This is a genomic window from Cohnella sp. OV330, assembly GCF_900112065.1.
Taxonomy (GTDB): Bacteria; Bacillota; Bacilli; order Paenibacillales; family Paenibacillaceae; genus Cohnella.
The window spans coordinates 98,294-122,448 of sequence record NZ_FOKE01000014.1 but is presented as its reverse complement, the minus strand read 5'-3'; the positions used below and the strand labels follow the sequence as shown (position 1 = coordinate 122,448).

At 62.1% G+C, this 24,155-nt stretch carries 20 protein-coding genes; 19 read left to right on the top strand and 1 reads right to left on the bottom strand.

All coding sequences use genetic code 11. From position 1 onward, the window contains the following. Nucleotides 1-99 precede the first annotated feature (99 nt). Complete coding sequence (locus tag BM235_RS27435; RefSeq protein WP_090117447.1) at nucleotides 100-1,098, top strand: ABC transporter substrate-binding protein; 999 nt, start codon at nucleotides 100-102, stop codon at nucleotides 1,096-1,098. Then, on the top strand, nucleotides 1,091-2,731 hold the full coding sequence (locus tag BM235_RS27430; RefSeq protein WP_090117446.1) for a helix-turn-helix domain-containing protein: 1,641 nt from the start codon (nucleotides 1,091-1,093) through the stop codon (nucleotides 2,729-2,731). The genes BM235_RS27435 and BM235_RS27430 overlap by 8 nt, the downstream gene beginning before the upstream one ends. Before the next feature lie 119 nt (nucleotides 2,732-2,850). Here BM235_RS27430 and BM235_RS32240 read toward each other — a convergent pair whose 3' ends face one another. After that, on the bottom strand, nucleotides 2,851-3,021 hold the full coding sequence (locus tag BM235_RS32240; protein WP_158543809.1) for a hypothetical protein: 171 nt from the start codon (nucleotides 3,019-3,021) through the stop codon (nucleotides 2,851-2,853). 256 nt (nucleotides 3,022-3,277) lie between these two features. Between BM235_RS32240 and BM235_RS27425 the strand changes: the two genes are divergently transcribed. From BM235_RS27425 to BM235_RS27345, 17 genes are all read left to right on the top strand, one after another. Further along, nucleotides 3,278-4,705 carry an 8-oxoguanine deaminase gene (locus tag BM235_RS27425; RefSeq protein ID WP_090117445.1) on the top strand — a complete coding sequence of 476 codons (1,428 nt, stop codon included), beginning with the start codon at nucleotides 3,278-3,280 and terminating at the stop codon, nucleotides 4,703-4,705. A 30-nt stretch (nucleotides 4,706-4,735) separates the two neighbouring features. Beyond that, on the top strand, nucleotides 4,736-5,614 hold the full coding sequence (locus tag BM235_RS27420; protein ID WP_090117444.1) for a C45 family peptidase: 879 nt from the start codon (nucleotides 4,736-4,738) through the stop codon (nucleotides 5,612-5,614). Beyond that, nucleotides 5,602-6,339, top strand: coding sequence for an SDR family NAD(P)-dependent oxidoreductase (locus tag BM235_RS27415; RefSeq protein WP_090117443.1), 738 nt, complete (start codon nucleotides 5,602-5,604; stop codon nucleotides 6,337-6,339). Before BM235_RS27420 ends, BM235_RS27415 begins: the two co-directional genes overlap by 13 nt. 23 nt (nucleotides 6,340-6,362) lie before the next feature. Continuing rightward, complete coding sequence (locus BM235_RS27410) at nucleotides 6,363-7,700, top strand: amidohydrolase family protein (RefSeq protein WP_199408940.1); 1,338 nt, start codon at nucleotides 6,363-6,365, stop codon at nucleotides 7,698-7,700. Between the two features lie 52 nt (nucleotides 7,701-7,752). Next, on the top strand, nucleotides 7,753-8,958 hold the full coding sequence (locus BM235_RS27405) for an aromatic ring-hydroxylating oxygenase subunit alpha (RefSeq protein ID WP_158543810.1): 1,206 nt from the start codon (nucleotides 7,753-7,755) through the stop codon (nucleotides 8,956-8,958). Nucleotides 8,959-8,971: 13 nt separating this feature from the next. Then, nucleotides 8,972-9,802 carry an alpha/beta fold hydrolase gene (locus tag BM235_RS27400; RefSeq protein WP_090117440.1) on the top strand — a complete coding sequence of 277 codons (831 nt, stop codon included), beginning with the start codon at nucleotides 8,972-8,974 and terminating at the stop codon, nucleotides 9,800-9,802. Nucleotides 9,803-9,896: 94 nt separating this feature from the next. After that, nucleotides 9,897-11,255 (top strand): RidA family protein, encoded by a 1,359-nt coding sequence (locus BM235_RS27395; RefSeq protein ID WP_090117439.1) that lies wholly within the window; start codon nucleotides 9,897-9,899, stop codon nucleotides 11,253-11,255. Further along, entirely contained in the window at nucleotides 11,252-12,043 is a 792-nt protein-coding gene (locus BM235_RS27390) for a maleate cis-trans isomerase family protein (RefSeq protein ID WP_090117438.1), read from the top strand. The genes BM235_RS27395 and BM235_RS27390 overlap by 4 nt, the downstream gene beginning before the upstream one ends. A gap of 2 nt (nucleotides 12,044-12,045) precedes the next feature. Beyond that, nucleotides 12,046-13,329 carry an amidohydrolase family protein gene (locus tag BM235_RS27385; protein ID WP_158543811.1) on the top strand — a complete coding sequence of 428 codons (1,284 nt, stop codon included), beginning with the start codon at nucleotides 12,046-12,048 and terminating at the stop codon, nucleotides 13,327-13,329. 355 nt (nucleotides 13,330-13,684) lie between these two features. Beyond that, on the top strand, nucleotides 13,685-15,475 hold the full coding sequence (locus BM235_RS27380) for a sensor histidine kinase (RefSeq protein ID WP_255374631.1): 1,791 nt from the start codon (nucleotides 13,685-13,687) through the stop codon (nucleotides 15,473-15,475). Beyond that, the gene (locus BM235_RS27375; RefSeq protein ID WP_090117436.1) at nucleotides 15,472-17,091 is read left to right on the top strand and encodes a response regulator; all 1,620 of its coding nucleotides are present in this window, start codon (nucleotides 15,472-15,474) and stop codon (nucleotides 17,089-17,091) included. The genes BM235_RS27380 and BM235_RS27375 overlap by 4 nt, the downstream gene beginning before the upstream one ends. Before the next feature lie 140 nt (nucleotides 17,092-17,231). After that, entirely contained in the window at nucleotides 17,232-18,590 is a 1,359-nt protein-coding gene (locus BM235_RS27370) for an extracellular solute-binding protein (protein WP_255374630.1), read from the top strand. Between the two features lie 106 nt (nucleotides 18,591-18,696). After that, complete coding sequence (locus tag BM235_RS27365) at nucleotides 18,697-19,581, top strand: carbohydrate ABC transporter permease (RefSeq protein WP_090117435.1); 885 nt, start codon at nucleotides 18,697-18,699, stop codon at nucleotides 19,579-19,581. Between the two features lie 19 nt (nucleotides 19,582-19,600). Further along, entirely contained in the window at nucleotides 19,601-20,437 is an 837-nt protein-coding gene (locus tag BM235_RS27360) for a carbohydrate ABC transporter permease (RefSeq protein ID WP_090117434.1), read from the top strand. A 34-nt stretch (nucleotides 20,438-20,471) separates the two neighbouring features. Further along, on the top strand, nucleotides 20,472-21,470 hold the full coding sequence (locus tag BM235_RS27355) for an asparaginase (protein ID WP_369803562.1): 999 nt from the start codon (nucleotides 20,472-20,474) through the stop codon (nucleotides 21,468-21,470). 38 nt (nucleotides 21,471-21,508) lie between these two features. Beyond that, nucleotides 21,509-22,255 (top strand): copper homeostasis protein CutC, encoded by a 747-nt coding sequence (locus tag BM235_RS27350; protein WP_090117432.1) that lies wholly within the window; start codon nucleotides 21,509-21,511, stop codon nucleotides 22,253-22,255. Nucleotides 22,256-22,544: 289 nt separating this feature from the next. Further along, entirely contained in the window at nucleotides 22,545-24,155 is a 1,611-nt protein-coding gene (locus BM235_RS27345) for a PucR family transcriptional regulator (protein WP_090117431.1), read from the top strand.

Genomic DNA, 24,155 nt, shown 5'->3' with positions numbered 1-24,155 from the left:
ACGAAAAGACAGCACAATAGGCGATTCACAACCGGGCGGATAGCCATTATACTAACGTAAGAATGATAATCAATATCAATTGTATAGGGGTCCTCGAACATGAACAGATTCATCCGGTTTGCGCAATTCGTTTCGTTTGTCGTTCTTATCTCCGTACTTGCCGCATGCGGCAACTCGAACGCCGAAAGTACCGCATCTGAGACCGCATCCGCAACGGCTGCGTCCGGCGCATCGGCATCGTCGGCATCGTCCGCAACCGCAGAAGCCAATGATGCAGGGGATTACCGCGTGCTCACCGACGCCGCCGGCCATGAAGTGAAGGTGCCGGCGCATCCTCGGCGCATCATCGCTCCATTTTTGGAGGATCCGCTCAGCGCCCTCGGCATCAAGCCGGTCGCGCAGTGGAGCGCAGGCGGCGTCCCCCAGCAATATTTGCAGGACAAGCTCGCAGGCGTTCCCGCGCTTAAAATGGACGGCGGTTTGAAGCCTGAAGAGGCGCTCTCTTACAACCCCGACCTGATCATCTTCCTGTCGCCCGTATACGTGCCGGAAGGCAGCTACGAGCAGTTCGCGCAAATAGCGCCAACGTTCGTGCTGTCGGACAACGACGCGGACTGGCGGGGCAATCTGGAGAAGCTAGGCAAGCTTATGAACGACGAAGATGCCGCCTCTGCTGCATTGAAACAATACGACGACAAGCTGGCGGACGCGAAGGCGCGGCTCGGCGACCTGCCGAAGGACAAGACCGCCGTCCTCCTCCAAGGCGTCGACGAGAAGGGCTTTAAGCTGTTCGGACCGAACTTCTACGGTGGCGTCACGCTTTATCAGGCGCTTGGCTTCAAGCAGCCGGCCGTGGTGACCGGCAATTACGAGACGTATTCGATCGAAAAGCTGGCCGAGCTTGCTGACGTCGATTATATTTTCGTCATCTCCGGCCCCGGACGCGCCGCGCCGCCTTCAGACAATCCGCTCTGGAAGTCGCTGAAGGCAGTCAAGGCCGGACAAGTATTCGAGGCGGATTCGGGTTATTGGTTTAATCAGAATTCGATCGCGAGCGGCTTGATAATGGATGACGTGCTGAAGAGTGTCCATGCGTAACGAGGTAACCGACCTGCAGCCCAAGGCTGCAGGTCTGCTGTGTTATCGGCTGCTCGACGTCGTCGCGATCCGCGAAGAGCCGCAAAGCGAGCCGACGGAGAGGCGATTCTTCGAGACGAAGTCGCCCGCGCTGCTGTTGTCCAACGCCCACGGCGGACGGCTGGTCATCGATGGCCGGTCCCATGTGCTGCGCCCCGGGTCGCTCTTCGTTTGTAAGCCGGGATGCTTGATCGAGCTGACGAACTATTCCGGACTATCGACCGAGCTGCTGCTGCTCGAATTTTATGCTTTCTTTCCCCCTGACTCGGATGCGGCGCATCAAGACGACGCCTCGGCTCCGATGAAGCTGCCGTTTCCGCCGTTCGCGCAGCTGCCCTCCGCCTCGGATGCCGGCCGGCTCTTCGGCACGATAAGCGCCGGGTGGAAAACGGGATTGGCGTCGGATCGAATCCGCTGCGAAGCCGCGCTACTGGAGCTGCTGAGTTTGGCGCTGAGCTGCCGGGAGCAGCAAGCCGAGAGGGCGTTGGAGGCAGCCCGAATGGAGCTCGAGCTTCGGTATACGGGCGATATCACGATCGATGCGCTGGCCGGAGTCGCGGGGCTCAGCCGCTTCCACTTCATGCGGCTGTTCAAGGAACGATACGGCAAAGGCGTCGTTGAATACCGGACGGAGCTTCGGCTGCGAGACGCGAAGCGGCTGCTGAACGAGCGCGACGGTCCATCGCTCGGCGAGATCGCCGAGCGGATCGGCTATACGAGCGAGAGCTACTTCAGCAGCTTGTTCAAAAAACAGACGGGCATCGCGCCGGCCGTCTACCAGCGCAATCAGAAGCGGCGAATCGCCGCCTACAGCTGGGTAAACGTCGGCCAGCTGCTGGCGCTCAGGACGATCCCTTATGCCGCGCCGACGGATCAATATTGGACGGATTATTACCGGTACCGGTACGACTTCGAAGTGAGGGCGCCGCTAAGCCATCAATACGAATTCAATCGGAACGTGCTGCTGCAGTCGCAGCCGGACAAAATCGTCGGGGTCGGATCGTTTATTCCGCAGATCGAGCAAGATAAACTGAAGGAAATCGCGCCGACCCTTTTTCTGGATTGGGAAGAGGATTGGCGCAGCCATCTTCGGCGCGTGGCGGCGTTTTTGGATCGCGACGGGGAAGCGGAGCAGTGGCTCGCGCGATACGATCGCGCCGTCGCCGCGGCACGCGACCGCTTAACGAAAATCGTCGGCAGGGATACCTTGCTCGTCCTCGCGGTCGGCGGACGCGGCGTGGAAGTATGCGGACGACGGGCGGCAACGTTGTTGTACGACGATCTGGGCTTCGCCGAGCCCGGGGGGATTCGGATGCAGGAGATCGCATGGTCAAAAGCGATCGATCCCCAAATGCTCTCGCAACTCCATGCGAGCCGCATTCTCGTCCACCGAAGCCGGGATCCCGGCTCGGCACAAGCGTGGGAGCGCCTGTCCCGGTCCGAGGCATGGCTCGGACTGCCGGCTGTCATGTCGGGCAAGGTCCATTGGACCTCGGACAGCGATCACTTCGAGGCGCCCTTGAACGAATATGCCGCCGAGCCGCTCGGCAGACTGCTTGGCGCGGTGCCTCGCTGGTTCGGCGGCGGCCAGTAAGCGGCAAATTTGCGTCTAAGATTTTCGTAAACGACAGGCCGATCTAGTCCAAGGCTCGCGCACGAATCGGGCGCATATAACGAAAGACCGCTTCGCGCAAACGCGCAAAGCGGTCTTTTTCACATGCAATCGTTCAGGCTGCGTGCCTTCGCATCCAAATCTTGCGCGGTTTCGCCGATGCCCGCGAATTCCTGCAGCGCCTGCTCGATCAGGCGCGAGCCGTCGCGCACCGCTGCGTCAAGCCGCTCGGCTCCGCAAGTACGCCGCCAGCCGCCGGAGCTCCATCGCAAGCCTCGCAATCTCGCTTTCCTGCCGCGCGGTAATGTCCGTCCCGACTTTCAGCACCGCTTCCACGACGTCGTCTCGAACGACCTTCAAGATGCGTGTGAGAAAATATCACCTCGATTCTGGCGCCAATCATGCAGATCAACTAAAAACGAGCGATCGCGTTATAAAATATGACAAACGTTCGTTTTTTCGATTGTCCGGTCAACGAATTCGCCGCTAGAATGAATCCAACGAGGCGGAGAGGACAGGTGACGGACCTTGCGAACGCTCCTTATCAAAAACGCGAGAAATATCATAACGATGGACAAGGACCGCAATGTCTACCCGGGCGGGAGCCTTTACGCGGTCGACCAGCAGATCGTGGCGATCGGAAACGACATTCCTTACCAGGCGGCGGATACGGTCATCGACGCGACGGGGAAAATCGTTTACCCGGGCCTCATCAATACGCATCATCACCTTTATCAGAACCTCACGCGGAACATCCCGTTCGTTCAAAAGACCGAGCTGTTCGACTGGTTGATCACGTTATACGACATCTGGCGCTGCCTGCGTCCCGAGGATATTTATCTCAGCGCCAAAGTCGGGCTGGGCGAGCTGCTCAAAAGCGGCTGCACGACGGCTGCGGATCATTTTTATTGCTTTCCGAACGGCGTCTCCGGCGAGCTGATCGACGAAGAGATCCGGGCGGCCGGCGAGCTCGGCATCCGGTTTTTCCCGACGCGCGGTTCGATGTCGCTCGGGCGCTCCGAAGGCGGCTTGCCGCCGGACGAGGTGTGCCAGACCGAGGAGACGATTCTACGCGATTCGCGCCGACTCATCGAGACGTATCACGATCCGAGCCGCTTCGCGATGGTGCGCGTAGGCGTAGCGCCTTGCTCGCCTTTTTCGATCACCGCGGACCTGCTCCGCGAATCGGCGAGTCTCGCCCGCAGCTACGGCGTGCGGATGCATACGCATCTGGCCGAGACGAAGGACGAGGATGCGTATTGCCGGGAAAGGCTGGGCATGCGGCCGCTCGAATTCATGGAAGCGAACGGCTGGGTCGGTCCGGACGTCTGGTACGCGCACGGCATTTATTTCGACGACGGAGAGATCGGACGGCTCGCCCATCACGGCTGCGGCGTCGCGCACTGTCCTTGCAGCAATATGAAAATGGGCTCCGGCGTCATGCCGATCGTCAAGATGCTGCAGGCCGGCGTAAAGGTCGGTCTGGGCGTGGACGGCTCGGCGTCCAACGACGGCTCGAACATGCTGGGCGAAGTGCGCGCCGCGCATTTGCTGCACAACCTGATGCACGGCACGACGGACATCGGCGCCGAAGATTGCCTGCGGGTCGCGACGATGGGTTCGGCGAAGGTGCTCGGTTGGGCCGACGACATCGGATCGCTAGAGATCGGCAAGGCGGCCGATTTGTTCATGATCGATTCGCGGCAGCTCGCCTTCGCCGGCGCGCTCCACAATGACGCGACGCTGCCGGTATTGGCGGGCTTGTCGCAGACCGTCGATACGACGATCGTCGGCGGCAAAGTCGTCGTCGCGGAAGGACGTCTCGTCGGCGTGGATGAAGAGAAGCTGGCGAGGATGGCCCAGGCGGCATCGAATCGGCTGCTAAACGAAGCGTCGCTCAGGACAAAAATCGACTACGGCCGGATGCGCGCGAATCGGAGCTATCCGAACTTCTGAAGGCGGTCGCCAGGGAAGGGGACTTATCGGATGTGCACAATCGGGGCGATCGTGTGCAGAGGCCCGGACGGAAATGCGGCGGTGCTGGGATTCAAAAATTCGGATTCGCCACCGGTAGGTTACTGGCACGGCATCGCGGGCGCCGAAGGCGGCTATGCCTCGTTGGCCTACGGCATCCAGCCGCAGAAGGGCGTCAACGCGGGCATGAACGAGCGTGGCGTCATGCTCATCAGCAGCTACTTCGGCTGCGAGATTCCGGCGCCGGACGGCCGCCCCGCGGAGAGCTTCTGGCTGAACGACCTGCGCGGGAGCGCGCAAGCGGAAGCGTTGGCGCGCTGCGGCACCGCGGAGGAGGCGCTTGCGCTTATGCTGGAGCGGTACCGCGAGACGGCCGAGCCGACGGTCGGCGGCAGTCATGTCATCGCGGACCGCGGCGGCAAGCTGCTCGTGTTCGAGCATGAAGGCATGGAGACGGCCTGGCATGACGACTCGGCGCAAGGGTGGGCCGCGCGGAGCAATCAGGCGCTGGGGCTTAAGTCGGCCGAACAGGCCTCGCTCCCAGAAGCGATCCGTTCCGACCGCGAGCTTCGGCTCGCAAAGGCGCAGGAGACGCTCGCCTCGCTCGTGCGTTCCGGCTGCGGACGGGAGGATGCAGTGAAGGCGCTGGCGTCCTTGCTCGCGAGCAAGCGAGTGAGCGAAGACGGAACGGGCGCGTCGTCATCCGGGGATATTTGCGCGGACGGCGTCATGCACGGACGCTCCAATGCGGCGCTGCCGCACGTGACGTTAAGCGGCCTCATCTGGGACGCTTCGGCGCTTGTCATGCATTATACGGCAGGTCGTCCGGGAAGGGCGCCTTGGCAAAAGATCATTTTGGGGACAAGGGGGACGGAGCCATGCTGGATTTGACGGGCAAAAGGGTACTGATCGCCGGCGGCGCGAGCGGCATCGGCGCGGCAACCGCGGCGGCTTTCAGGGAAGCGGGCGCGGAGACGGCCGTCTTCGATATCGCGTTCAAAGAAGAGCGTCTGGCTGACGGCGTTCTGGAGCTGCCGGTCGACCTGTCCGATTCGGATGCCGTAACGGACGCGTTCGAGCGTCTATGGCGACACTGGGACGGCCTCGACGTCTTGGTCAATAACGCGGGGATCGAGCTGGTAGCCGGCCTGGAAGAGACGACCGAAGCGGCCTGGGACCGGCTGATGGGCGTCAATCTGAAAAGCGTGTTCCTATGCTGCAAAGCGGCGTTGCCGAAGCTTAAGATTTCGCGGGGCTGCATCGTCAACACCGCTTCCCAGCTCGCCTTCGTCGGCGCCGGGAGCTTCACGGCGTATACCGCTTCAAAGGCGGCGGTCGTCAACTTCACGCGCAGCCTGGCCTTGGAGACGGCGGCGGACGGCGTGCGGGTCAACTGCATCTGCCCGGGCGCGGTCGATACGCCGCTGCTGCGCAGGCAATTCGAAGGCAAGCGCGGACCGCAGGGCACGATCGACGACCTGATCGGGATGCATCCGCTCGGCAGGCTCGGGCGTCCGGAGGAGATCGCGAGCTGCATCCTTTTCCTCGGCAGCCCGCTCGCGTCGTTCGTAACGGGAAGCGCGATGCTGGCGGACGGCGGATATACGATTCATTAACGACACGATGGGAGATGGATGCGTTGAACGACATCTTGCTGATTACGAACGCCACGATCCTGACGGTGAACCCGGTAGACGAAGTGATTCACGACGGCGCGCTGCTGATCGAGAAGGGGCGAATCGCGGATATCGGGCCGTCGGATGCGCTGGAGGCTAAATACGCCGGCGTCGAACAATTGGATGCGACAGGTCACGTCCTGCTGCCGGGCCTCGTCAATTTGCACCTTCACTCGGGCTTGATCCGGGGGACGGCGGAGGATCTGCCGGTGTTCGAATGGCTGACCAAATACGTCGATCCGAAGCATCGCGCGTTGACCGAGGATATCGCGTTCGCCGCGGCGCGGCTCAGCTATACTGAGGCGCTCCTTTCCGGCACGACCTGCGTGATGGACATGTACCGGTATATGCACAAATGCGCGGATGCGGCCGAGTCGCTGGGCTTGCGCGCCACGCTCGCGCCCTATGTCGTCGATAAGCCGGGCATGGACTACTTCGAGTCGCTCGACAAAAACGTGCAGCTCGTGCTGGATCGCAACAAGACGGCGAACGGCAGGATCCAGGTGTGGTTCGCGCTCGAGCACTTGACCTACTGCACCGAGGACGCATACCGCAAAGCCGCCGCCTATGCCGAAAAGTACGATACCGGCATCCACACCCACGGCGAGGAATCGATCGAGATGGCGAGGCGGCTGCATGCGCAGACGGGGCGTTGGCCCGTCGAGCTGTTCTACGACCGCGGCATCCTTGGGCCCCGGACCGTGCTCGCGCACTGCGTTTGGCTGCAGGATTCGGAGCGGGAGCTGCTCGCGCGCACCGGGACGGCGGTAGCGCACTGTCCGGTCAGCAATCTGAAGCTCGCCTCCGGCATCGCGCCGATCAAGGAGCTGCTCGATCTCGGCATTACGGTCGGCATCGGGACCGACGGCGTAAAGGAGAACAACAATCTCGACATGCTTGAGGAGCTGAAGTTCGTGCCGCTGCTTCAGAAGGCTCGGCTGCTCGACGCGACGGTCATCAAAGCCGAGACCGCGCTGCGGATGGCGACGATCGACGGCGCCCGGGCCCTTGGGCTGGACGGCGAGATCGGCTCGCTCGAGATCGGCAAGAAGGCGGACCTGATCGCCGTCGATTTCCGCAAGCATCACCTGACGCCGATCATTCGGGGGAAATACGACAACGCGGTCAGCAATTTGGTGTACTCGGCTTCGGGCGCGGACGTGAATCATGTGTTCGTCGACGGCAAGCCGCTCGTGCTCGGCCGCAACCTTCAGACGGCGGATGCCGAAGAGATCCGCCTGTCCGCGCAATCCGCGGCGGAGCGTCTGTTCGAGCTGCGCGAGCCGTTCGTTCCCGCATAAGGATCGCCGATCAACGCTATTCCACGTTCCGTTAATCGAGGAGGAAGCGAATATGGCTTACAAAGTTACGAACGACGTCCTTGAAGTGCTGTCCCAGCTCGGCCCCTCGCTGCTGGAGACCAAGGAAGCCCGGTCCATGCCCGCCGAATGCTATACGAGCGATTCCTTCTTCGCGTTCGAAAAGGAAGCGGTATTCGGACGGAGCTGGCTATGCGTGGGCCGTCAGGAGCAAGTGCCCAATCCGGGCGATTACTATACGCTGCAACTAAACGACGACCCGATCATCGTGACGCGCGCCAAGGATATGAGCATCCATGTCATCTCCGCAGTCTGCCAGCATCGCGGGCACCTCGTCGCGGAAGGCGCCGGCAACTGCAAAAACTTCCGCTGTCCCCTGCACTGGTGGACCTACGGCATGGACGGCGAGCTGATCTCCGCGCCGGAGATGATTCGCATCGAACCGTTCGACATCCTCCGCCACGACCATAGCCTGCCGCCGCTCAAAGTCGAGATTTGGAACGGCTTTATTTTCGCCCACTACGACCAGGATGCGCCGCCGCTCGCGCCTACGCTCGCCAAGCTCGACGAAGAGATGGAAAACTATCGCCTGAACGAGCTGACGGCGATGCCGTTCGTCGACATCGAAGGCGATTGGAATTGGAAGATCATGATCGAATCTTCGATCGAGCCCTACCACACCAATTACCTCCACAAAGGTCCGCACGACTTCGCGCCAAGCCAGCTCGCGGGCTTCGTCGATTACGAGGAAGGCGACGGCCAGATCATGCATCCGACGGGCTTCACGCATATGGACGCAGGGTTCTCTCCGGACATGACCGCGAACTTCCCGCCGATCGAAGGTCTCACCGCGGAGCAGCGCCAGCGCATGACGATCGCGACGGTGCCGCCGATGCTGACGCTCGGCCTGATGCCCGACCAAGTGTTCTGGAACGTCATTTTGCCGAACGGTCCGGGGAAAATTCTGTTCCGGTCCGGTCTGCTGTATCCGCCGGAAACGGTCGCGCTGCCCGACTTCGCAGAGCGCTACGAGCAGGCGAACGAGAGCATCCAGGAGATCAACGCCCAGGATCTGGCGGCCAACGCCTCGCTGCAGAAGGGGCTCTACTCGAAGCTGTCGAGGCGAGGCCGGTACGCGGCGCTTGAGCGCACGCTGCCGCAGCTGAACAAGTGGCTCGCGAAGCGGTATCTCGATTACTTGGAAACGCAAGGGCTGTCCGTCGTACAGGAACGAATCTAAAGGAGAGCCGCCTATGACGCTGCCGATATTGACTGCCGGAACGGACGACGCTCATTCAATCGTGCTCAGCGGGCCGGGCGACGTCCGGCTGCGCCTGCTGCAGCGCGGCAATCCGCAGGGGCGGCCTGTTCTGTTCCTGCACGGTATAACCGAGAATGCATCCGCCTTCGAGCCGTTCATGCGGCAATTGCCGGGCCATCTTTGTCCGATGGCACTCGATCTGCGAGGCAGGGGCCGATCGTTCAAGCCTGATTCGGGCTATCGGATGGCAGATTACATGGAGGATCTGTTGATCGTCTGCAACAGCTTGAGCGGCTTCGCGGAGCGACCCGTGCTCGTCGGGCATTCGATGGGCGCACGGATCGCGGCGGCGTTCGCGGCGACGTACCCGGCGATGGCGGGCGGTGTCGTGCTCGTCGATCCGCCGCTCTCGGGGCCGGGTCGTTCGCCGTTTCCGCTGCCGCTAGCGCGTTTTCTCGAACCGAAAAGAGCGATCGACGAAGGTCGGTACGACGATTTCAAGGCTTACTATACGGCGCCCGGCTTCGATTACGAACGCAAGGCGCTGGAGTTGCAGTCATGCGCGGAGGCGGCGATCGAGCAGTCTTATGCGGCGATGAACGCGGAACCGTTCCATGCTTATTACCGCATGCTGCGGCTGCCCGCCTTGCTGCTGTCCGCGGGTCTCGCGCCGTTCATATCCGAGGAGGCGGAGGAAGAGCTGCGGGCGATGAACCCCGACATCCGCACGGAGCGGCTCGCGTATGTCGGCCACGAAGTGCACAAGCTGGCGCCCGGGCGCTTGCTCGCGTCGCTCATGGCCTTTTTGGCTTCATTGTCCTGACGGCCGAGAAGGACGGATGCGCTCGCTTTGGCGCCGAGATCCGCATCCGTCCGAGCGACGATAAGAAGAATTCAAAACGAGGAGGCGGACCAGCGTGCCGCATCAAATTCAAGAAATATGGCCGGCGGGCATGCCTCGCCCGACCATCCCGTACAGTCCGGCCGTCCGGGCCGGAGACTGGCTGTTCGTATCCGGGCAATCGGCCTCCGATCTGGTGACGGGGCTCGCGCCGGAGGCGGTCGTGCCGGAAGCGTTCCCGTACTATCAAAACGCGATGGCCAAACAGGCGGCCGTGCTGTACGGCCGCGTCGGCGCGATCGTGGAAGCGGCGGGCGCCAAGCCCGAACAGGTCGTGCGGGTTAATCAATGGTACGTCGCCGGCATGGCGTCGCCTCACTACCGGACGCTCGACCTGACGGTTAACAACAAACGTTACGTGCAGGAGAAAAATCGGTATTTCACCAAGCTGAGCCCGCCTAGCACCGGCATCGGCGTTCGCGGCACGCTCGTGGCCGGCGCCAAGGTCGAAGCTGACTTTACGGCGAGGCTGGACGGGGACCTGCCTGAAAAGGTGTCCGCGCCGGGCTTGCCCAAGCCTGCGGCAGGATTTGCGGAGGGCGTTCGGATGGGGAACTGGGTGTTTCTGTCCGGCGACCTGGCTTCGGACTGGAAAGGCAACTGGGGCTCGGAGGCGTACGACGGCGGCGGGCTTGTCGGCTTGGCGCCCGAAGCGCGCACGAGCGGACTGTTCTGGGGCGACGAGCCTTGCGCGCGGCAGACGGACTATATTCTCGACCGGCTGAGCCGCGTGGCGGAGGAAGCGGGCACGAGCCTGGCGCTCGCTGTCAAAGCATACGTCTATCTGGCCGATCCGGGCGATTATTCGGCATTCGAGGACGCGTGGGCCAAGTGGTTCCCGGATCCGTCCAAGGCGCCGGCGCGCATTCTGGTGCCGAACGTCGAGATCGGCGCGAAGGGCTGCCGCGTCGAGATCGGACTCGATCTGCTCATGCCGGACGCCGCGCATCTGAAGCGGCCCGTCGTCGGCGGCTGGGCGCCGAAGAGCAAGGAGCCGGCGGCGGTGCGCGCGGACGATCTCATATTTTTCAGCGGCCTGATGGCGACCGATCCTGGCGTCGGGCTCGCGGCCGAGGCGTCGCCGCCTCCGGGGCTGCCGCACTTCGGCATCCCCGGCAAGCTGCAGATGCGTTACATTCTGCTGAAGGCAAGACGGATCGCGGACGCGGCAGGGGTCGATCTGAAGCAGGTCGTGAAAGCAACGCTGTATTTTACGGACCTGAGCCTTTACGCGGGCGCGATGGAAGCTTGGGCGGAGGCGTTCGCGGACGGTCACAAGCCGGCCATGACGGCGGTCGAGATCAACCGGGAGCTGTGGGTGCCCGGCTGCGGCATTATGGCGGATCTGACGCTTTACGATCCGCTGGAAGCATGAGGCCCGGCGGGATTGCTTCCGCTGTCGCCCTGGCCCCCCGCGGCAAGCGGATCGGCATGCTGACGCCTTCCTCCAATACGGTGCTGGAGCCGGTCACGTCTGCTATCCTCTCGGGCGTGACGGGCGTGACCGTCCATTATTCCCGGCTTCGGGTCACGCAGATCGCGCTAAGCGAAGACGCGGGCACGCAGTTCGCCGCAGCGCCGATGCTCGCGGCCGCAACGATGCTCGCCGACGCGCTCGTCGACGTCATCGTGTGGAACGGCACGGCCGGCAGCTGGCTCGGGCTCGACTACGACCGCGAGCTGTGCGCGATGATCGCCGCGGAGACGGGCGTGCCGGCGACGACGTCCGCGCTGGCGTTGGCAGACGCCTACGAGGCGCTCGGCGTCCGCCGAATCGGAATCGTCACGCCGTACACGGCGGACGTCAACGAAGCGATCGCAGCGAATTACGCGCGCGCAGGATTGACCTGCCAGGTCAAGCTCGGCTGCGGCCTTCGGATCAACGAGCAATTCGCCTGCGTCTCGCCGGAGGCGGTCGAGGAGATGATCCGCAGCGCGGCGGCCTCGCCGGAGACGGACGCGGTCGCCGTCGTCTGTACGAATATGGACGGCGCGCGATTGGCAGGGAAGCTCGAACGGACGTATGGCAAGCCGATCCTCGATTCGGTGGCGACGACCGCATGGCGGGCACTGGCGCTGACGGGCATTCCGCAGCCGAAGCTGGCCGAGCAGTGGGGGCGGGTGTTCGGGATTCCATGCGGAAAAGGCGAAAGGGGGGCATAGCCATGGACCGAGAGCCATGCGGGATGATCGCCGGCGCGTACGATCCGTTCCGCAGAGAGAAGATCGACATTTACGTTCGGGACGGTTTGATTGAACGGATCGTGCCGGCCGCAAAGCGGACGGATTCGGATGCGGGAGCGGATGAAGCGGATTCGGATGATGCGGATTCAATTGATGCGGGATCGAATGAAACGGCCGCGGGGAATTCCCGCGTGCTTGACGCCAACGGTTATGTCGTGACGCCCGGTCTCGTGGAGACGCATATTCACCTGGACAAAGCGTTTCTATCGGAGCGGCTCGAACGGCCAGCGGCGAACCTCGGCGAAGCAATCGCGATGACGGCCGCGCTCAAGCCCGGCTATACGGCGGAGGACGTGACCGCGCGTTCGCGCCGCGCGCTGGATCGGTCGTTCGCGTTCGGCGTGTCGCTACTGCGCGCGCAGGTCGAGATCGATCCGGTGCTCGGCCTGCTCAGTCTCGCGTCGGCGCTCGCTTTAAAGGCCGAATTCGCAGGCCGCATGACGCTCCAGCTCGTCGCCTTTCCCCAGGAGGGCATCTTCAATCAACCGGGCACGGCGCGCTTGCTGCGGGAAGCAATACGGCTCGGCGCCGATGCGGTGGGCGGCATTCCCTACAACGACCGGGACTCCGGCGAGCATCTGGACTTCGTCTTTAGGCTCGCCGCCGATGCCGGACTGCCCGTCGACCTGCACCTGGATTTTTCCGACGATCCGACGCAGCTGGCCATCGAGGACGTGATCGCGCGTACGCGGGAATACGGACTCGAAGGACGCGTCTGCGTCGGTCATCTGACCTCGCTTGGATCCGTTCCGCCGGACCGGGCGCGCCGCATCGGGGAACGCATGGCCGAGGCCGGCATTCACGTCTTCGCGCTCCCCGCGACGGACTTGTACCTGAACGGACGCGGCGATACGCATGCCGTCCGTCGCGGCATCGCGCCGGTCGGACTGCTCCTCGATGCCGGCGTCAACGTCTGCTTCGGGACGAACAATCTGCGCAACGCCTTCACGCCGTTCGGCACGGGCGACCCGCTCGACGTCGCGCTGCTGCTCGCGCAGACGTCCTACATGGGGACCGAGACGGACGCGGACCGGCTGCTCGGGATGTGCACGGATCGGGCGGCGGCAGCGCTCGGGGTCGATGACCGGCGCATCCGGCCGGGGGCGCCCGCCGACTTTGCGTTGATCCGCGCGGAGAGCGTGCAGGACTTGATCTACGACCGGCCGAGGGACCGGATGGCGATACGCGGCGGCCGTCTCGTCTGAACGGGGAGGGATATGTCGTACGGCGCCCGCTCGTCAAGGCGATGAGCGAGGCATCCGACCAGGGATGCAATGAACGATGTCGCGGCCCGGCTGCGGCATTTTTTTATTTTCTTTGGGAGCATGCCTGCCCCGATGCCCGAGGCGGCGCGAAGCGTATGGCAAAATCGCCGCAGAAGCAAATTGCCTCTTGGCAAGCGCCGGTTCGAACGGCTATCTTTATAACATTCCGATTTTCGCCGATGAAGGACGGACAAGCGACGTTTGCCTAGTCGTATCGGCGCAATAAATGTAAGCGGTTGCTGAAGGTGGTATAAAAAGGCGGCTGTCCGATATCGGCATGGAGAAAGGGGGCAAGATGTTGCAGCAGCAGCGCTCGGCGGCTCATCAGGGCCGTATGTCCATCCATCAACGAATCACGCTTTATTTTGCGGCGGCGCTCTCGCTGATCATCATCGCGTTGGCCGTCAGCAACTACCGCATTTCGTCCGCCATTTTCATCGACAAGGCGGTGGACAGCACCAGGCAGAGCCTGGATCTCGTATCGGGGCGGCTCGACCTCGTGTTCGACAACGCCCAAAACGACGCCCGCATCGCCATCCAGAACCAGACGATCCAGCAGACGCTGATCGCCGCTTCGCAGGACGGCGATTCGTATTCCGACTACCAACGCTACATCGCGGTACAAAACGTGCTCGGCAGCATCGCGGACGGGCAAACGTACGTGAGCGCGATCGTGCTGTACGACAATCGTCACCGGATTTACGACTCGGGAGGCCTAGACGGCATCCGGGACATCAGCCGCCCCTATTTCGAACGGTTCGCCGAATCGGCTTACGGGATCGCCTGGCAGGGCACGGAGAGCAGCAATTATTACAGGGACAACCGCCAGGTCAAAGTCGTGTCGCTGTTCCAGCGTTTTAACTCGCAAATGTCGGGCGCTCAGCTCGGCGTACTCCAGCTGTCGGTGGAGGAGCGGTACCTCAGCCAACAGTACGCGAGCGTGAAGCTCGGGGATACGGGCCGGGTATTCATCGTGGATGCGGCGGGCAATGTCGTCTCGAGCGCCGACCCGAACGATCTGAACGTCTCCGCGCGGGACGAGCCCTATTATCCGCTGCTCGCCGGCGAGCGGGAGGGGCGAACATTCGTGCAGAACGGCGAACGGTATCTGGTCGTGTCCCGCCCTTATCCCCGGATGGGCTGGAGCATCGCGGGCATCGTCCCGATCGGCGAGATCACGAAGGACAAGAGCGCGCTCACGACCCGGTTCACCTTGCTCGGCTTCCTGTTCGTGCTGCTGGCGATGCTCGCCACGCCGCTGCTGTCGCGGTCTGCGATGCGCCCGCTCAAGGTGATCAAGCAGACGGTCAAGCGCGTGCAGCGGGGCGATCTCGACGTATCGCTCGATCTTTATTCCCGCGACGAGATCGGAGAGCTGGCCGTCGAATTCAACCGGATGGTCAGCCGAACCAAATCGCTGATGGAGCGCTCCGTCGAGGAAGAGAAGCGGCGCAAGGAGTTTGAGCTCGCGGCCATCCAGGCGCAGATCAATCCGCATTTTTTATACAATACGCTGGAAAGCATTTGCGGCTTGGCGGAACTCGGCCGCAACGCGGATATCATCGATCTGGTCGGACAGCTAGCGGGATTTTACCGCGGCGTGCTCAGCAAGGGGAACCCGATCATCACGCTCGGCGAAGAGCTGGCGCTGACACAGCGGTACCTGGATATTTTAAAGGTGCGTTATGCGGACAAGCTGGATTACGCCATCGACGTCGATTCGGCCATGCTGGAATGCAGGACGCTGAAGCTGCTGCTGCAGCCGCTCGTCGAAAATTCGATTTACCACGGCTTGAAAAACAAGCGCGGCAAAGGCATGATCCGCATCCTCGGGAAAATCCGGGATGGAAAAATGATGATAGAAGTGCGCGACGACGGTACCGGCATGACGCCGGAGAAGGCAAAGGCGCTGCTATTAAGGACCGGCGATGAACAGTCCGCCAGCTTCGGCGTGAAAAGCGCGCACGAGCGCATCAAACTATACTTCGGACCGGAGTTCGGGCTCGAGCTCGAGAGCGAGCCGGGAACGGGCACCGCCGTTACCATTACGCTGCCGCTGCAGCGTCCGGGAGGGAACGAACCATGAGGCAGGTACTGCTCGTAGACGACGAATACTTGGTGCGGGAGCGGCTCAAGCGAGGCGTGGACTGGGCGGCCGCCGGGTTCGAGGTCGCCGCCGAGGCGGAGAACGGCGAGGATGCGCTTGCGCTGCTGGCATCGGCCCGGTTCGACCTGGCGATCGTCGATATCAACATGCCGCTGCTCGACGGCTTGGCGTTCGCGCAGCTCGCTTCGGTCCGGTATCCAACGCTTAAGATCGTCATCCTGACCGGGTACGGCACGTTCGAGTACGCCAAGGCGGCCTTGCGGGCAGGCGCGCGCGATTATTTGCTGAAGCCGATCGACAAGCGAGAGTTCGAAGACTTGCTTGGGCGAATGGCCGGGGAACTTCTGGAGGCCGATGCCGATCGGGAGAGCAGGGAGCGGGAGCGCCGGCAGGCCGATGAGAGCCGTAGCCTTAGGCGGGAAAAATGGATCATGAGGCGTTTGCAGGGGTTGGAGCCGCATGAGCGCGAACAGGCGTCGCTGTATATGCCTGCGCTGGACGATGGGAATTACGCGGTCGTCGTCGTAGCTTTAGACAATGATGGCGACGAGGAACCGGCGGGTACGGCGGGAGCGGGGATGCCGGAACCGGCCGGCAGGGAAGGGGCCGACGCCTGGCGCGAGGCGCTGCTCGGCGCCGGTCTGTCCCGCATGCCCGGAGTCGAATGGGCATGCGGCCCGGACGGGCGCACGGTCTATATCGTGGCCAACGTGCCGAACGACGGGGGGCATGCGCTGACGGAAGCGTTGAACGATGGCTTGGCCGCTTGCCTGGCGCATACCGGCAAAGCAGCGTCCGCCGGCATCAGCCGAATCCGCGCGGACTGGCGCGAGCTGGCCGAGGCCGCCGCCGAGGCCGCCGCGGCGCTGGATTGCAGAAGCCTCGCCGGCGGAGGCCGGTCATTCGCGTGGCCCGACGTCGCTTCGCGCAGCGGCAGCGCCAACCTGCCGTCCGTCCGGGAGAGTCTCCTCGTGCAGCTAAGGCTCGGCAGCGGCGATGCGGCGAGAGCTGCCATCGACGGCTGGCTCGCATCATGCGCGGCGCCCGACGCGCCGATCGCCAGGCTGCATCTGCTCGTCGTCGAGATCGCGGCGGCGCTTCGCATCCATGCCTCCGACTGCGGCCTCGCTGCCGGCGAGCTGCTCCCCGAATCGCTGCTCCCGCAGACGCTCGTGCGGGAGCTGGCGACGCCCGCGCGCATCCGGCGCTGGCTCCTCGATCGGACGTCGCTCGTGCTGGAAGCCGCCGCCGCGTCGCGCAAGACGTCTCCCGCGCTGCTGGTCGAAGAGGCCGCCGCCTACATCGACAGCGCCTACGCCGACCCCGAGCTGGACTTGGGCAGGATCGCGGCCCGCATCTCCGTTCACCCCAGTTACTTGAGCCGTCTGTTCAAGCCCGCCACCGGGTATTCGGTCGTCGAATATTTGACGATGCGCCGTTTGCGGCGGGCGGAGCAGCTGCTCGCGGACGGCGTCCGCAATCTGGCGTACGTCTCGGAGGCGGTCGGCTTCGCCGATCCGCAATATTTCAGCAAGTGCTTCAAAAAAGAGTATGGCATCCCGCCCTCGCAATACGGCGGCGTCCGGCGTCCGTAAGCCGGAGGCTCTTCAAGTAAAAATAACGCCGGTGCGGTAAAAATGCGCCATTCTCCGCAGGGCCGCCGCTCTTTATAATGGCCCTATCGGCGGCGAAGCGGCCGTCCGACAGACGAGCTAACTTGGAGGCGTGGTCGAACGTGAAAAACAAAAAAAGATGGCTCGGCATGACCGCATCCGCGGTGCTCCTGACCGGCGCGATGAGCGCTTGCGGGGATGGCGGCGACAACGGAGGGAACGCGTCGCCTGCGGGCGGCGCGTCCGCCGGGGCGAGCGCGACCGCGACCGCCAAAGGCGAAAAGGTATCCTTGACGATTCTGACGCGCGACTCTGGCTCGAGCCCGAAGGCAGTGGCGTTCGCGGAGCTCCTTAAGCGGTTCCAGCAGGAAAATCCCGACATCGCGATCAAAGACGAGTCGATGAACGACGAGAACGCCTTCAACCAAAAGCTCAAGACGAGCATGGCGACCGGCCAGATTCCCGATCTGTGGACGAACTACGGCGGCGAAGCGTTCAAGGAATACGCCAAAAACAGCGCGCTCGATCTGCAGCCTTACTTGGACGAGGACGCGACATGGTCCAGCGGTTTCCTGCCGCTGCTCGATACGTGGCAGTACAAGGATTTTGCCGGCACTTACGGCGTTCCGTCGGAATTTTACAGCATCGCGATTTATTACAATAAAGCGCTGTTCCAACAGATCGGCATGGCGCCTCCGGCCACGATCGACGATCTCGCCGCCGTCTCGGCCAAGTTCAAGGCGATCGGCATCGCGCCGATGGCGATCGCGGACAAAGAAAACTTCCGAGGCGGACATCTGCTCACCAATCTGTCGCTCAAAAAATTCGGCCAAGCCAAGACCGACGCGCTCGTCTCCGGCGAAGCCAAGTGGAACGACGCGGACATGGTGTCCCTCCTCCAGTTGATGAAGGATTGGCAGGCCGCCGGGATGCTCGGCGACAACATCGTGACGACGGACAACAACAGCATCACCTCTAATTTCATCAACGGCAAGAGCGCGATGCTGTACGAAGGCTCGTGGGGCATTAGCCAGCTGGCGGCTTCCCCGATCGCCGACCAGATCGGCGTCATTCCGTTCCCGAGCTTCGCCGACGCGCCGGACAATGCGGGCGTCTGGTTCGGCGGGGCGGGCGGCTACTCGCTCTCCAAGGAGCTTAAGGGCGCGAAGCTGGATGCCGCGGTCAAGCTGATCAAGTACCTGACTTCCGCGGATGCGTTCCAATATTACTTGGAGCAAACCAAAGGCGGCGTCTATCCGGTGAAGATGACGGTGGACGAGAGCAAGGTCGACCCGGTCACCCAAGCCTATATGCAGGCGCTGGACGCCTCCACGGGCTTCAAGCTCGAACTGTACGCCTACGATCCGATCGCCCAGCTGCAGGACAAGGTCCGCAACGAAATTCAAGGCTTATTCGCGGGCAATACGCCGCAGAAGGCGGCGGACGCCATCCAGAGCTTCGTCGACGCCAACCGCAAATAAACCGATTCGAACGGCGAGCGGCCGTCCAGTCTGTCAAGCATTCTGTGGCTGAGGGGCGGCCTCGCCAGCGGATCGGCGGCGAAGCACCAGATTGGAGGCGATATCCGTGTTCGGACGCAAGGTCTACGTCACCCTCACCTTGTTTTTGCTGCCCGTCTTTGCGCTTTACACGTTGGCGTTCATCGTGCCCGTGGCGCAAACGGCCTATCAATCGCTGTTCAGCTGGAACGGCATCCGAAGCGTCCCGATGACTTTCGTCGGGCTCGACAATTACGCGCAGATGTTCCAAAGCGAAGAATTTTACCGCTCGCTCCGCAACGTCGGCGCGTTCATTGCCGCGTCCTTTATTATCATTCTTCCCGTCGCCTTTGCGCTCGCGCTCATCGTGACGAGCCGGATGAAGGGCAAGCGATTTTTTAAAGTGGCATACTTTATCCCGTCCATCCTGCCCCTGACGTCCGTCGGCCTGATGTGGCAATTTTTCCTGAAGGGCGACGGCGGTCTCGTCAATACGCTGCTCGGTCTGGTCGGACTGGGCGGCTGGCGCCACGAATGGCTCGGCGAGCCGTCCATCGCCATCTACGTGATCGTCGCGGTCAACGCCTGGATCTACTTCGGACTCAACATGATCATCTTCGCCAGCGGCATCGTAGCCATTCCCGACGACCTCTACGAAGCGGGCGCGCTGGAAGGCGCGGTGGGATGGCGGCGGGTGTTTTTCATCACGATGCCGCTCATGAAGGAGACGTTCAAAGTATTCTCGGTGCTGGCCGTCACCCAGTCGCTGCGCGTTTTCGGGCAAATCTACGTCATGACGGGCGGCGGGCCGAACGGCGCCACGGACGTCCCGACGACGCTGCTGTACAATCAATCGTTTAAGTACAACAACTTCGGCCTGGGCAATAGCATCGGCACTTTTATTATCGTCGCGGGCTTCCTGTCCACCCTGCTGCTGAACCGTCTGATGGACGGGAAGGCTGGACGCGAATGAGCGCTTCGGGAGGCGAACCATGACGACTTCAAAACGGATTTTCGCGCCGGTCTCGTACGCGTTTGCGGTATTGTGCTCGGCCATGTTCCTATATCCGCTTCTGTTTACTTTCCAGGCTTCGCTCAAGGACAATACGGAGATTTACAATGACAAACCGTTCGCGCTGCCACTCCATTGGATCTGGTCCAACTATACGGACGCGATGAGAGACGGAGGCATCGGCCGCGCCGTGCTCAATTCGGCGTTGTACGCGGCCAGCGGCACGGCGCTTGCCCTGCTGCTCGGCGTCATGGCGGCTTTCGCGCTGTCGCGCTTTCGCTTTCGCCTGCAGAGCGCCTTATACTTGTATTTTACGACAGGGCTCATGATACCGGTGTTTTCGTTAATGATCCCGATCTCGCGCATGATCGCCACGGTCGACGGGTTCAACAAGCACTGGTCGCTGATTCTGCTGTACGGCGTGTTCGAGCTCCCGTTCACCATTTTCTTGATCACCGGATACATGAAAGGCATCAGCAGGGAGCTGGACGAGTCGGCGGCCGTCGACGGTTGCCCGCCCGCCGTGCTGCTGTACCGGATTCTGCTGCCGCTCGCGATGCCCGCGGTGTCGACGGCAGGCATCCTCGCGTTTTTCGATATTTACAACGATCTGATCTGGAACGTCCTGCTCGTCTCCAAAGACAGCATGTTCAATATCTCGGTGTCGCTCATGTCGTTCATCGGCGAACACGGCACGGCCCGCATGGGACCGATGTTCGCGGGGATCATGATCACCATTCTGCCGACGATCGCCGTCTACCTGATGTTCCAGGAACGGGTGGAGTCCGGCCTCAGCGCTGGGGCGGTCAAGGAATGAACGGGGATCGGCACGTTGAAATGGAGGGATGGACATGACGGAAGCTCGACTGGTGGAGGAGTATCGGGGAGGGTGGCTTGAAAACGTTCATGCGGGGCATATATGCGTCGTCGACGGGCGCGGAGCGATCCTTCGTTCGGCCGGCGATCCTTCGTTCTCGGCGTTCATGCGATCTTCCGCGAAGCCGCTGCAGGCGCTGCCCTTTTTCATGCATCGGGTCTTCGAACGGTTTCCGTTCTCGGAGGCGGAGCTCGCGATGCTAGCGGCTTCGCACAGGGCCGAGCCGAGGCATGCGGCTGCGCTCGAATCGATGCTGGCCAAGATTGGATTGACCGAAGAGATGCTCGTCTGCCATCCGACCTATCCGCTCGGCGCGGCCGCATGCCGGGACGTCGTCGCGGCGGGCGGGGGCAAGCGGCGGATTTACCACAATTGCTCGGGTAAGCATATCGGCGTGCTCGCGCTTTGCCTCGCAAGGGGCTATCCGACGGAGGGATATTGGCGGCACGAGCATCCCGCGCAGGCCGAGATCCGGCGGGCGATCGCGGGCATGGCCGGCTTGACCGAGGCGGAGATCGTCGCGGGCACGGACGGCTGCGGGCTGCCGGTATACGCCTTGCCGCTGGATCGCATCGCTTATGCGTTTTTGCGGCTGGCGAATCCCGACCTGATCGAGGATGCGGCGCTGCGCGCGGCGGCCGCCACGATCGGGGGCATCATGAACCGTCACCCGGACATGCTGTCCGGCGAAGGATTGATCTGTCCCGCGTTGAACCGGGACGAGAACGTCGTCGCCAAAGGCGGCGCCAAGGGCGTTTATGCTTTCGGGCTGCGCAAGGAAAGACTCGGCGTCGCGCTCAAGGTGCTCGACGGCTCGGAGGAAGAATGGCCGTTGATCGTCGCGACGATCCTGGCGCAGCTCGGCTATGAAGGCACGGAGACGATCGGGCGGTTGCGCGAATTGGCGGCTACGGATATCGTGAACGATAACGGGCTGGTCGTCGGGGAAAACCGGGCGGTGTTCCGGCTGTAACGGATGGGCATCGGAAAGCGCCACGAGGAGGATGGACATTGAAGAGGACGTTGGAAGTGATCGCGACGACGGCGGAAGATGCGATAGCCGCCGCCGAAGGCGGCGCGGACCGCATCGAGGTCGTCGCCGATCTTGGCGCAGGCGGATTGACGCCGCCTCTCGGACTGGTCGAGGAAATTATGGAAGCGGTCAAGATCGACATCCAGGTGATGATCCGGCCGCATGACCGTTCGTTTGTCTATTCGGAGCTCGAGCTGGCGTATATGGCGGGTCAGATCGCGGCCGTCCGCAGCCTTGGGCGCCCCGGCATCGTCGTGGGCTGCCTCACGGCGGAAGGCGCAGTCGACGAACGCGGCCTCGCGTATTTATTGTCCTATGCAGGCGGGTTGGACGTGACCTTCCACCGCGCGCTTGACGAGACCGCTGATCTGGCGGCCGCTTACGAGGCGATATCGCGCTTCGCGGGCGTGCGGCGCGTGCTCACGTCGGGCGGCGCTTCCGCCGCGCCGTCCGGCGCGGACGCGATCGCGGCGCTTGTGCGCAGAAGCGAAGCCGTGCGGTCGGGCCGGATGGCGCCAGGCATCGGGGCGGGGAGCGGCGATTTACGGCGCCCCGGTCCTGCCGTCATGGCCGGAAGCGGTCTTCGGGCGGAGCTGCTGCCTGCTTTTTTAAAGGCGACCGGCGCGCGCGAGCTCCACTTCGGCACCGGCGTGCGCGGCGCGGCCGCCGTCGACCGGGCCAAAGTGGCGGAGGTTCGCCGGTTGTTGGACCAAGTAAAATCGTGATTTTGATTGACTTGCCTACGCGCTTTTGACCTTCAGGGTCAGGGCGCGTTTTTTATTTTTTATCGTATGTTCGCAATGAAAACGAATACCTTACATAAAAATAGAAAAGGTCGGTCGGCATGGATAATTATTATGGTAATATCAGTTAATTATCGATAAAAAATCAGATTTAATGTTATTAAACATAACATTGGTTATTGTAAAAGCACAAAACAGAAACTAATATGTAATATATATTAACGTTTTTTGTTCGTGAGAGCCGTTTCCTACGTTGAAAGGGGCGAAGAAAATGCATCTGACGGTAGAGCAAGCGCTTGCGGTCTATCCGCTCTCGGAAGGCAAGCTGATCGCCGGAGGAGCCGGCCGGTCCCGCGTCGTGAAGTCGGTGAACGTCATGGACGCCCCGGATATCGCGGATTGGATCAAAGAAGGCGAGATGTTGTTCACGACGGCGTATTTGATCAAGGACGACCCCGAGGAAGCGACGGCTTTTTTGCACAAGCTCCACCAGCGCGGCGCTTCGGGACTCGGCATCAAGCTCGGCCGCTTCTGGACGTCCGTTCCGGAAGCGCTCGTCAGCAAGGCCGACGAATTGGGTTTCCCGCTCATCGAGCTGCCGTACGCGTTCACTTTTTCCGATCAAATGAACGGATTGTTCAACGCCGAGATGCGCAAGAGCACCGGCGTCTTGCAGGATGTGCTCGATAAGCAGGTGCGGCTCATGAGGTTTGCGCTCCGGTCGGATCATGTCCGGGAGCTGTTCGAGACCGTGTCCGAGGTGATCGGCGATCCGATCGCCGTGATCGGATCCCGGGGGCAGATCGTGTACAACGGTTCGGAGAACGCGGACGCGGATTTGCTGGCCGGATGGCCATGGGGCCCGAACGGCAGATGGATCAAGACCGAAGGCTGGCAAGCGTTCGGCGTGCCGCTCATGAAGTCATCGCGGTGCACGGGGCACGTCCTGTTCTTCACGCCTCGCATTTATTTGTCGGCGATCGAAGAAAGTCTCTACAGCCAGGCGGCCGAGATGCTTTCCTTCCACTTGAATTTCAATTACGAGGATTATCTCGAACTGTCGGTCCAACGGGATTTCGGTCAGATGGTCAAACGGCATCTTCGCAACGGCATGTCCCATGAATCGCTGGAATCCTATGCCTCGAAGTGGGAGTTGACCCTTTTTGAAGGCGCATATCGATGCGTACTGACCGTTTGTTCGTCTCCGGATCCAATAGAGCGGGCCGGGCGGTTGGATGCTTTGAAAAACGAATTGTTGAGCCATGCGCTCATCCAGGCGCTGTCCGGCACGCATGTCGTGATGGAGGAGGGGGTGCTTTCTCTCTTTCCGGAGCGGGATGCGGGCGGGGAAGAAGAGCGGCTGTCCGAGGCGTTATCGAGCTTCCTGTCGGGGTTGAAGGGGGCGCATAGGGAAAACGCGCGGTCCGCGGTCAGCAGCCGTAAAAAAAAGGCGGCACAGCTTGCGGAAGCGTACCGGGAATGCGGGGAAGCGCACAGGCTGTCCGAACAGTGGGGGCTTGGCGGCGAGGTCGTGCGGTACGAATCGCTGGATTTCGCCTACATTTTCGAACAAGTGTCCCGCCAACGAATGACGACGTACTGCGATCGCCTGCTGGCCGGTCTCGAGGGCAAGGACCCGGATTATGTCCAGGAGATGATGCGGACGCTCGAGACTTACTTGGACAACGACGGCCAGCTCAACGAGACGGCCAAAAAGCTGTTCATCCATCGAAATACCGCGACCTACCGGATCGAAAAGCTGGGCGAGCTGCTGGATGTCGACTTCAAGCGGATCAACGACTTGCTGAAGCTGAAGCTGGTGTTCCAGTTCCGCAAAATGCTCGGCGGCGAGACGGCAAAAACGACCGCTAAAGCACGGTAA

Excerpts from the sequence above, each read along its gene's own strand:
- BM235_RS27435 (WP_090117447.1), top strand. The coding sequence starts at position 100 with ATGAACAGATTCATCCGGTTTGCGCAATTCGTTTCGTTTGTCGTTCTT.
- BM235_RS27430 (WP_090117446.1), top strand. The coding sequence starts at position 1,091 with ATGCGTAACGAGGTAACCGACCTGCAGCCCAAGGCTGCAGGTCTGCTG.
- BM235_RS27420 (WP_090117444.1), top strand. The coding sequence starts at position 4,736 with ATGTGCACAATCGGGGCGATCGTGTGCAGAGGCCCGGACGGAAATGCG.
- BM235_RS27415 (WP_090117443.1), top strand. The coding sequence starts at position 5,602 with ATGCTGGATTTGACGGGCAAAAGGGTACTGATCGCCGGCGGCGCGAGC.
- BM235_RS27405 (WP_158543810.1), top strand. The coding sequence starts at position 7,753 with ATGGCTTACAAAGTTACGAACGACGTCCTTGAAGTGCTGTCCCAGCTC.
- BM235_RS27400 (WP_090117440.1), top strand. The coding sequence starts at position 8,972 with ATGACGCTGCCGATATTGACTGCCGGAACGGACGACGCTCATTCAATC.
- BM235_RS27390 (WP_090117438.1), top strand. The coding sequence starts at position 11,252 with ATGAGGCCCGGCGGGATTGCTTCCGCTGTCGCCCTGGCCCCCCGCGGC.
- BM235_RS27385 (WP_158543811.1), top strand. The coding sequence starts at position 12,046 with ATGGACCGAGAGCCATGCGGGATGATCGCCGGCGCGTACGATCCGTTC.
- BM235_RS27380 (WP_255374631.1), top strand. The coding sequence starts at position 13,685 with ATGTTGCAGCAGCAGCGCTCGGCGGCTCATCAGGGCCGTATGTCCATC.
- BM235_RS27375 (WP_090117436.1), top strand. The coding sequence starts at position 15,472 with ATGAGGCAGGTACTGCTCGTAGACGACGAATACTTGGTGCGGGAGCGG.
- BM235_RS27360 (WP_090117434.1), top strand. The coding sequence starts at position 19,601 with ATGACGACTTCAAAACGGATTTTCGCGCCGGTCTCGTACGCGTTTGCG.
- BM235_RS27355 (WP_369803562.1), top strand. The coding sequence starts at position 20,472 with ATGACGGAAGCTCGACTGGTGGAGGAGTATCGGGGAGGGTGGCTTGAA.
- BM235_RS27345 (WP_090117431.1), top strand. The coding sequence starts at position 22,545 with ATGCATCTGACGGTAGAGCAAGCGCTTGCGGTCTATCCGCTCTCGGAA.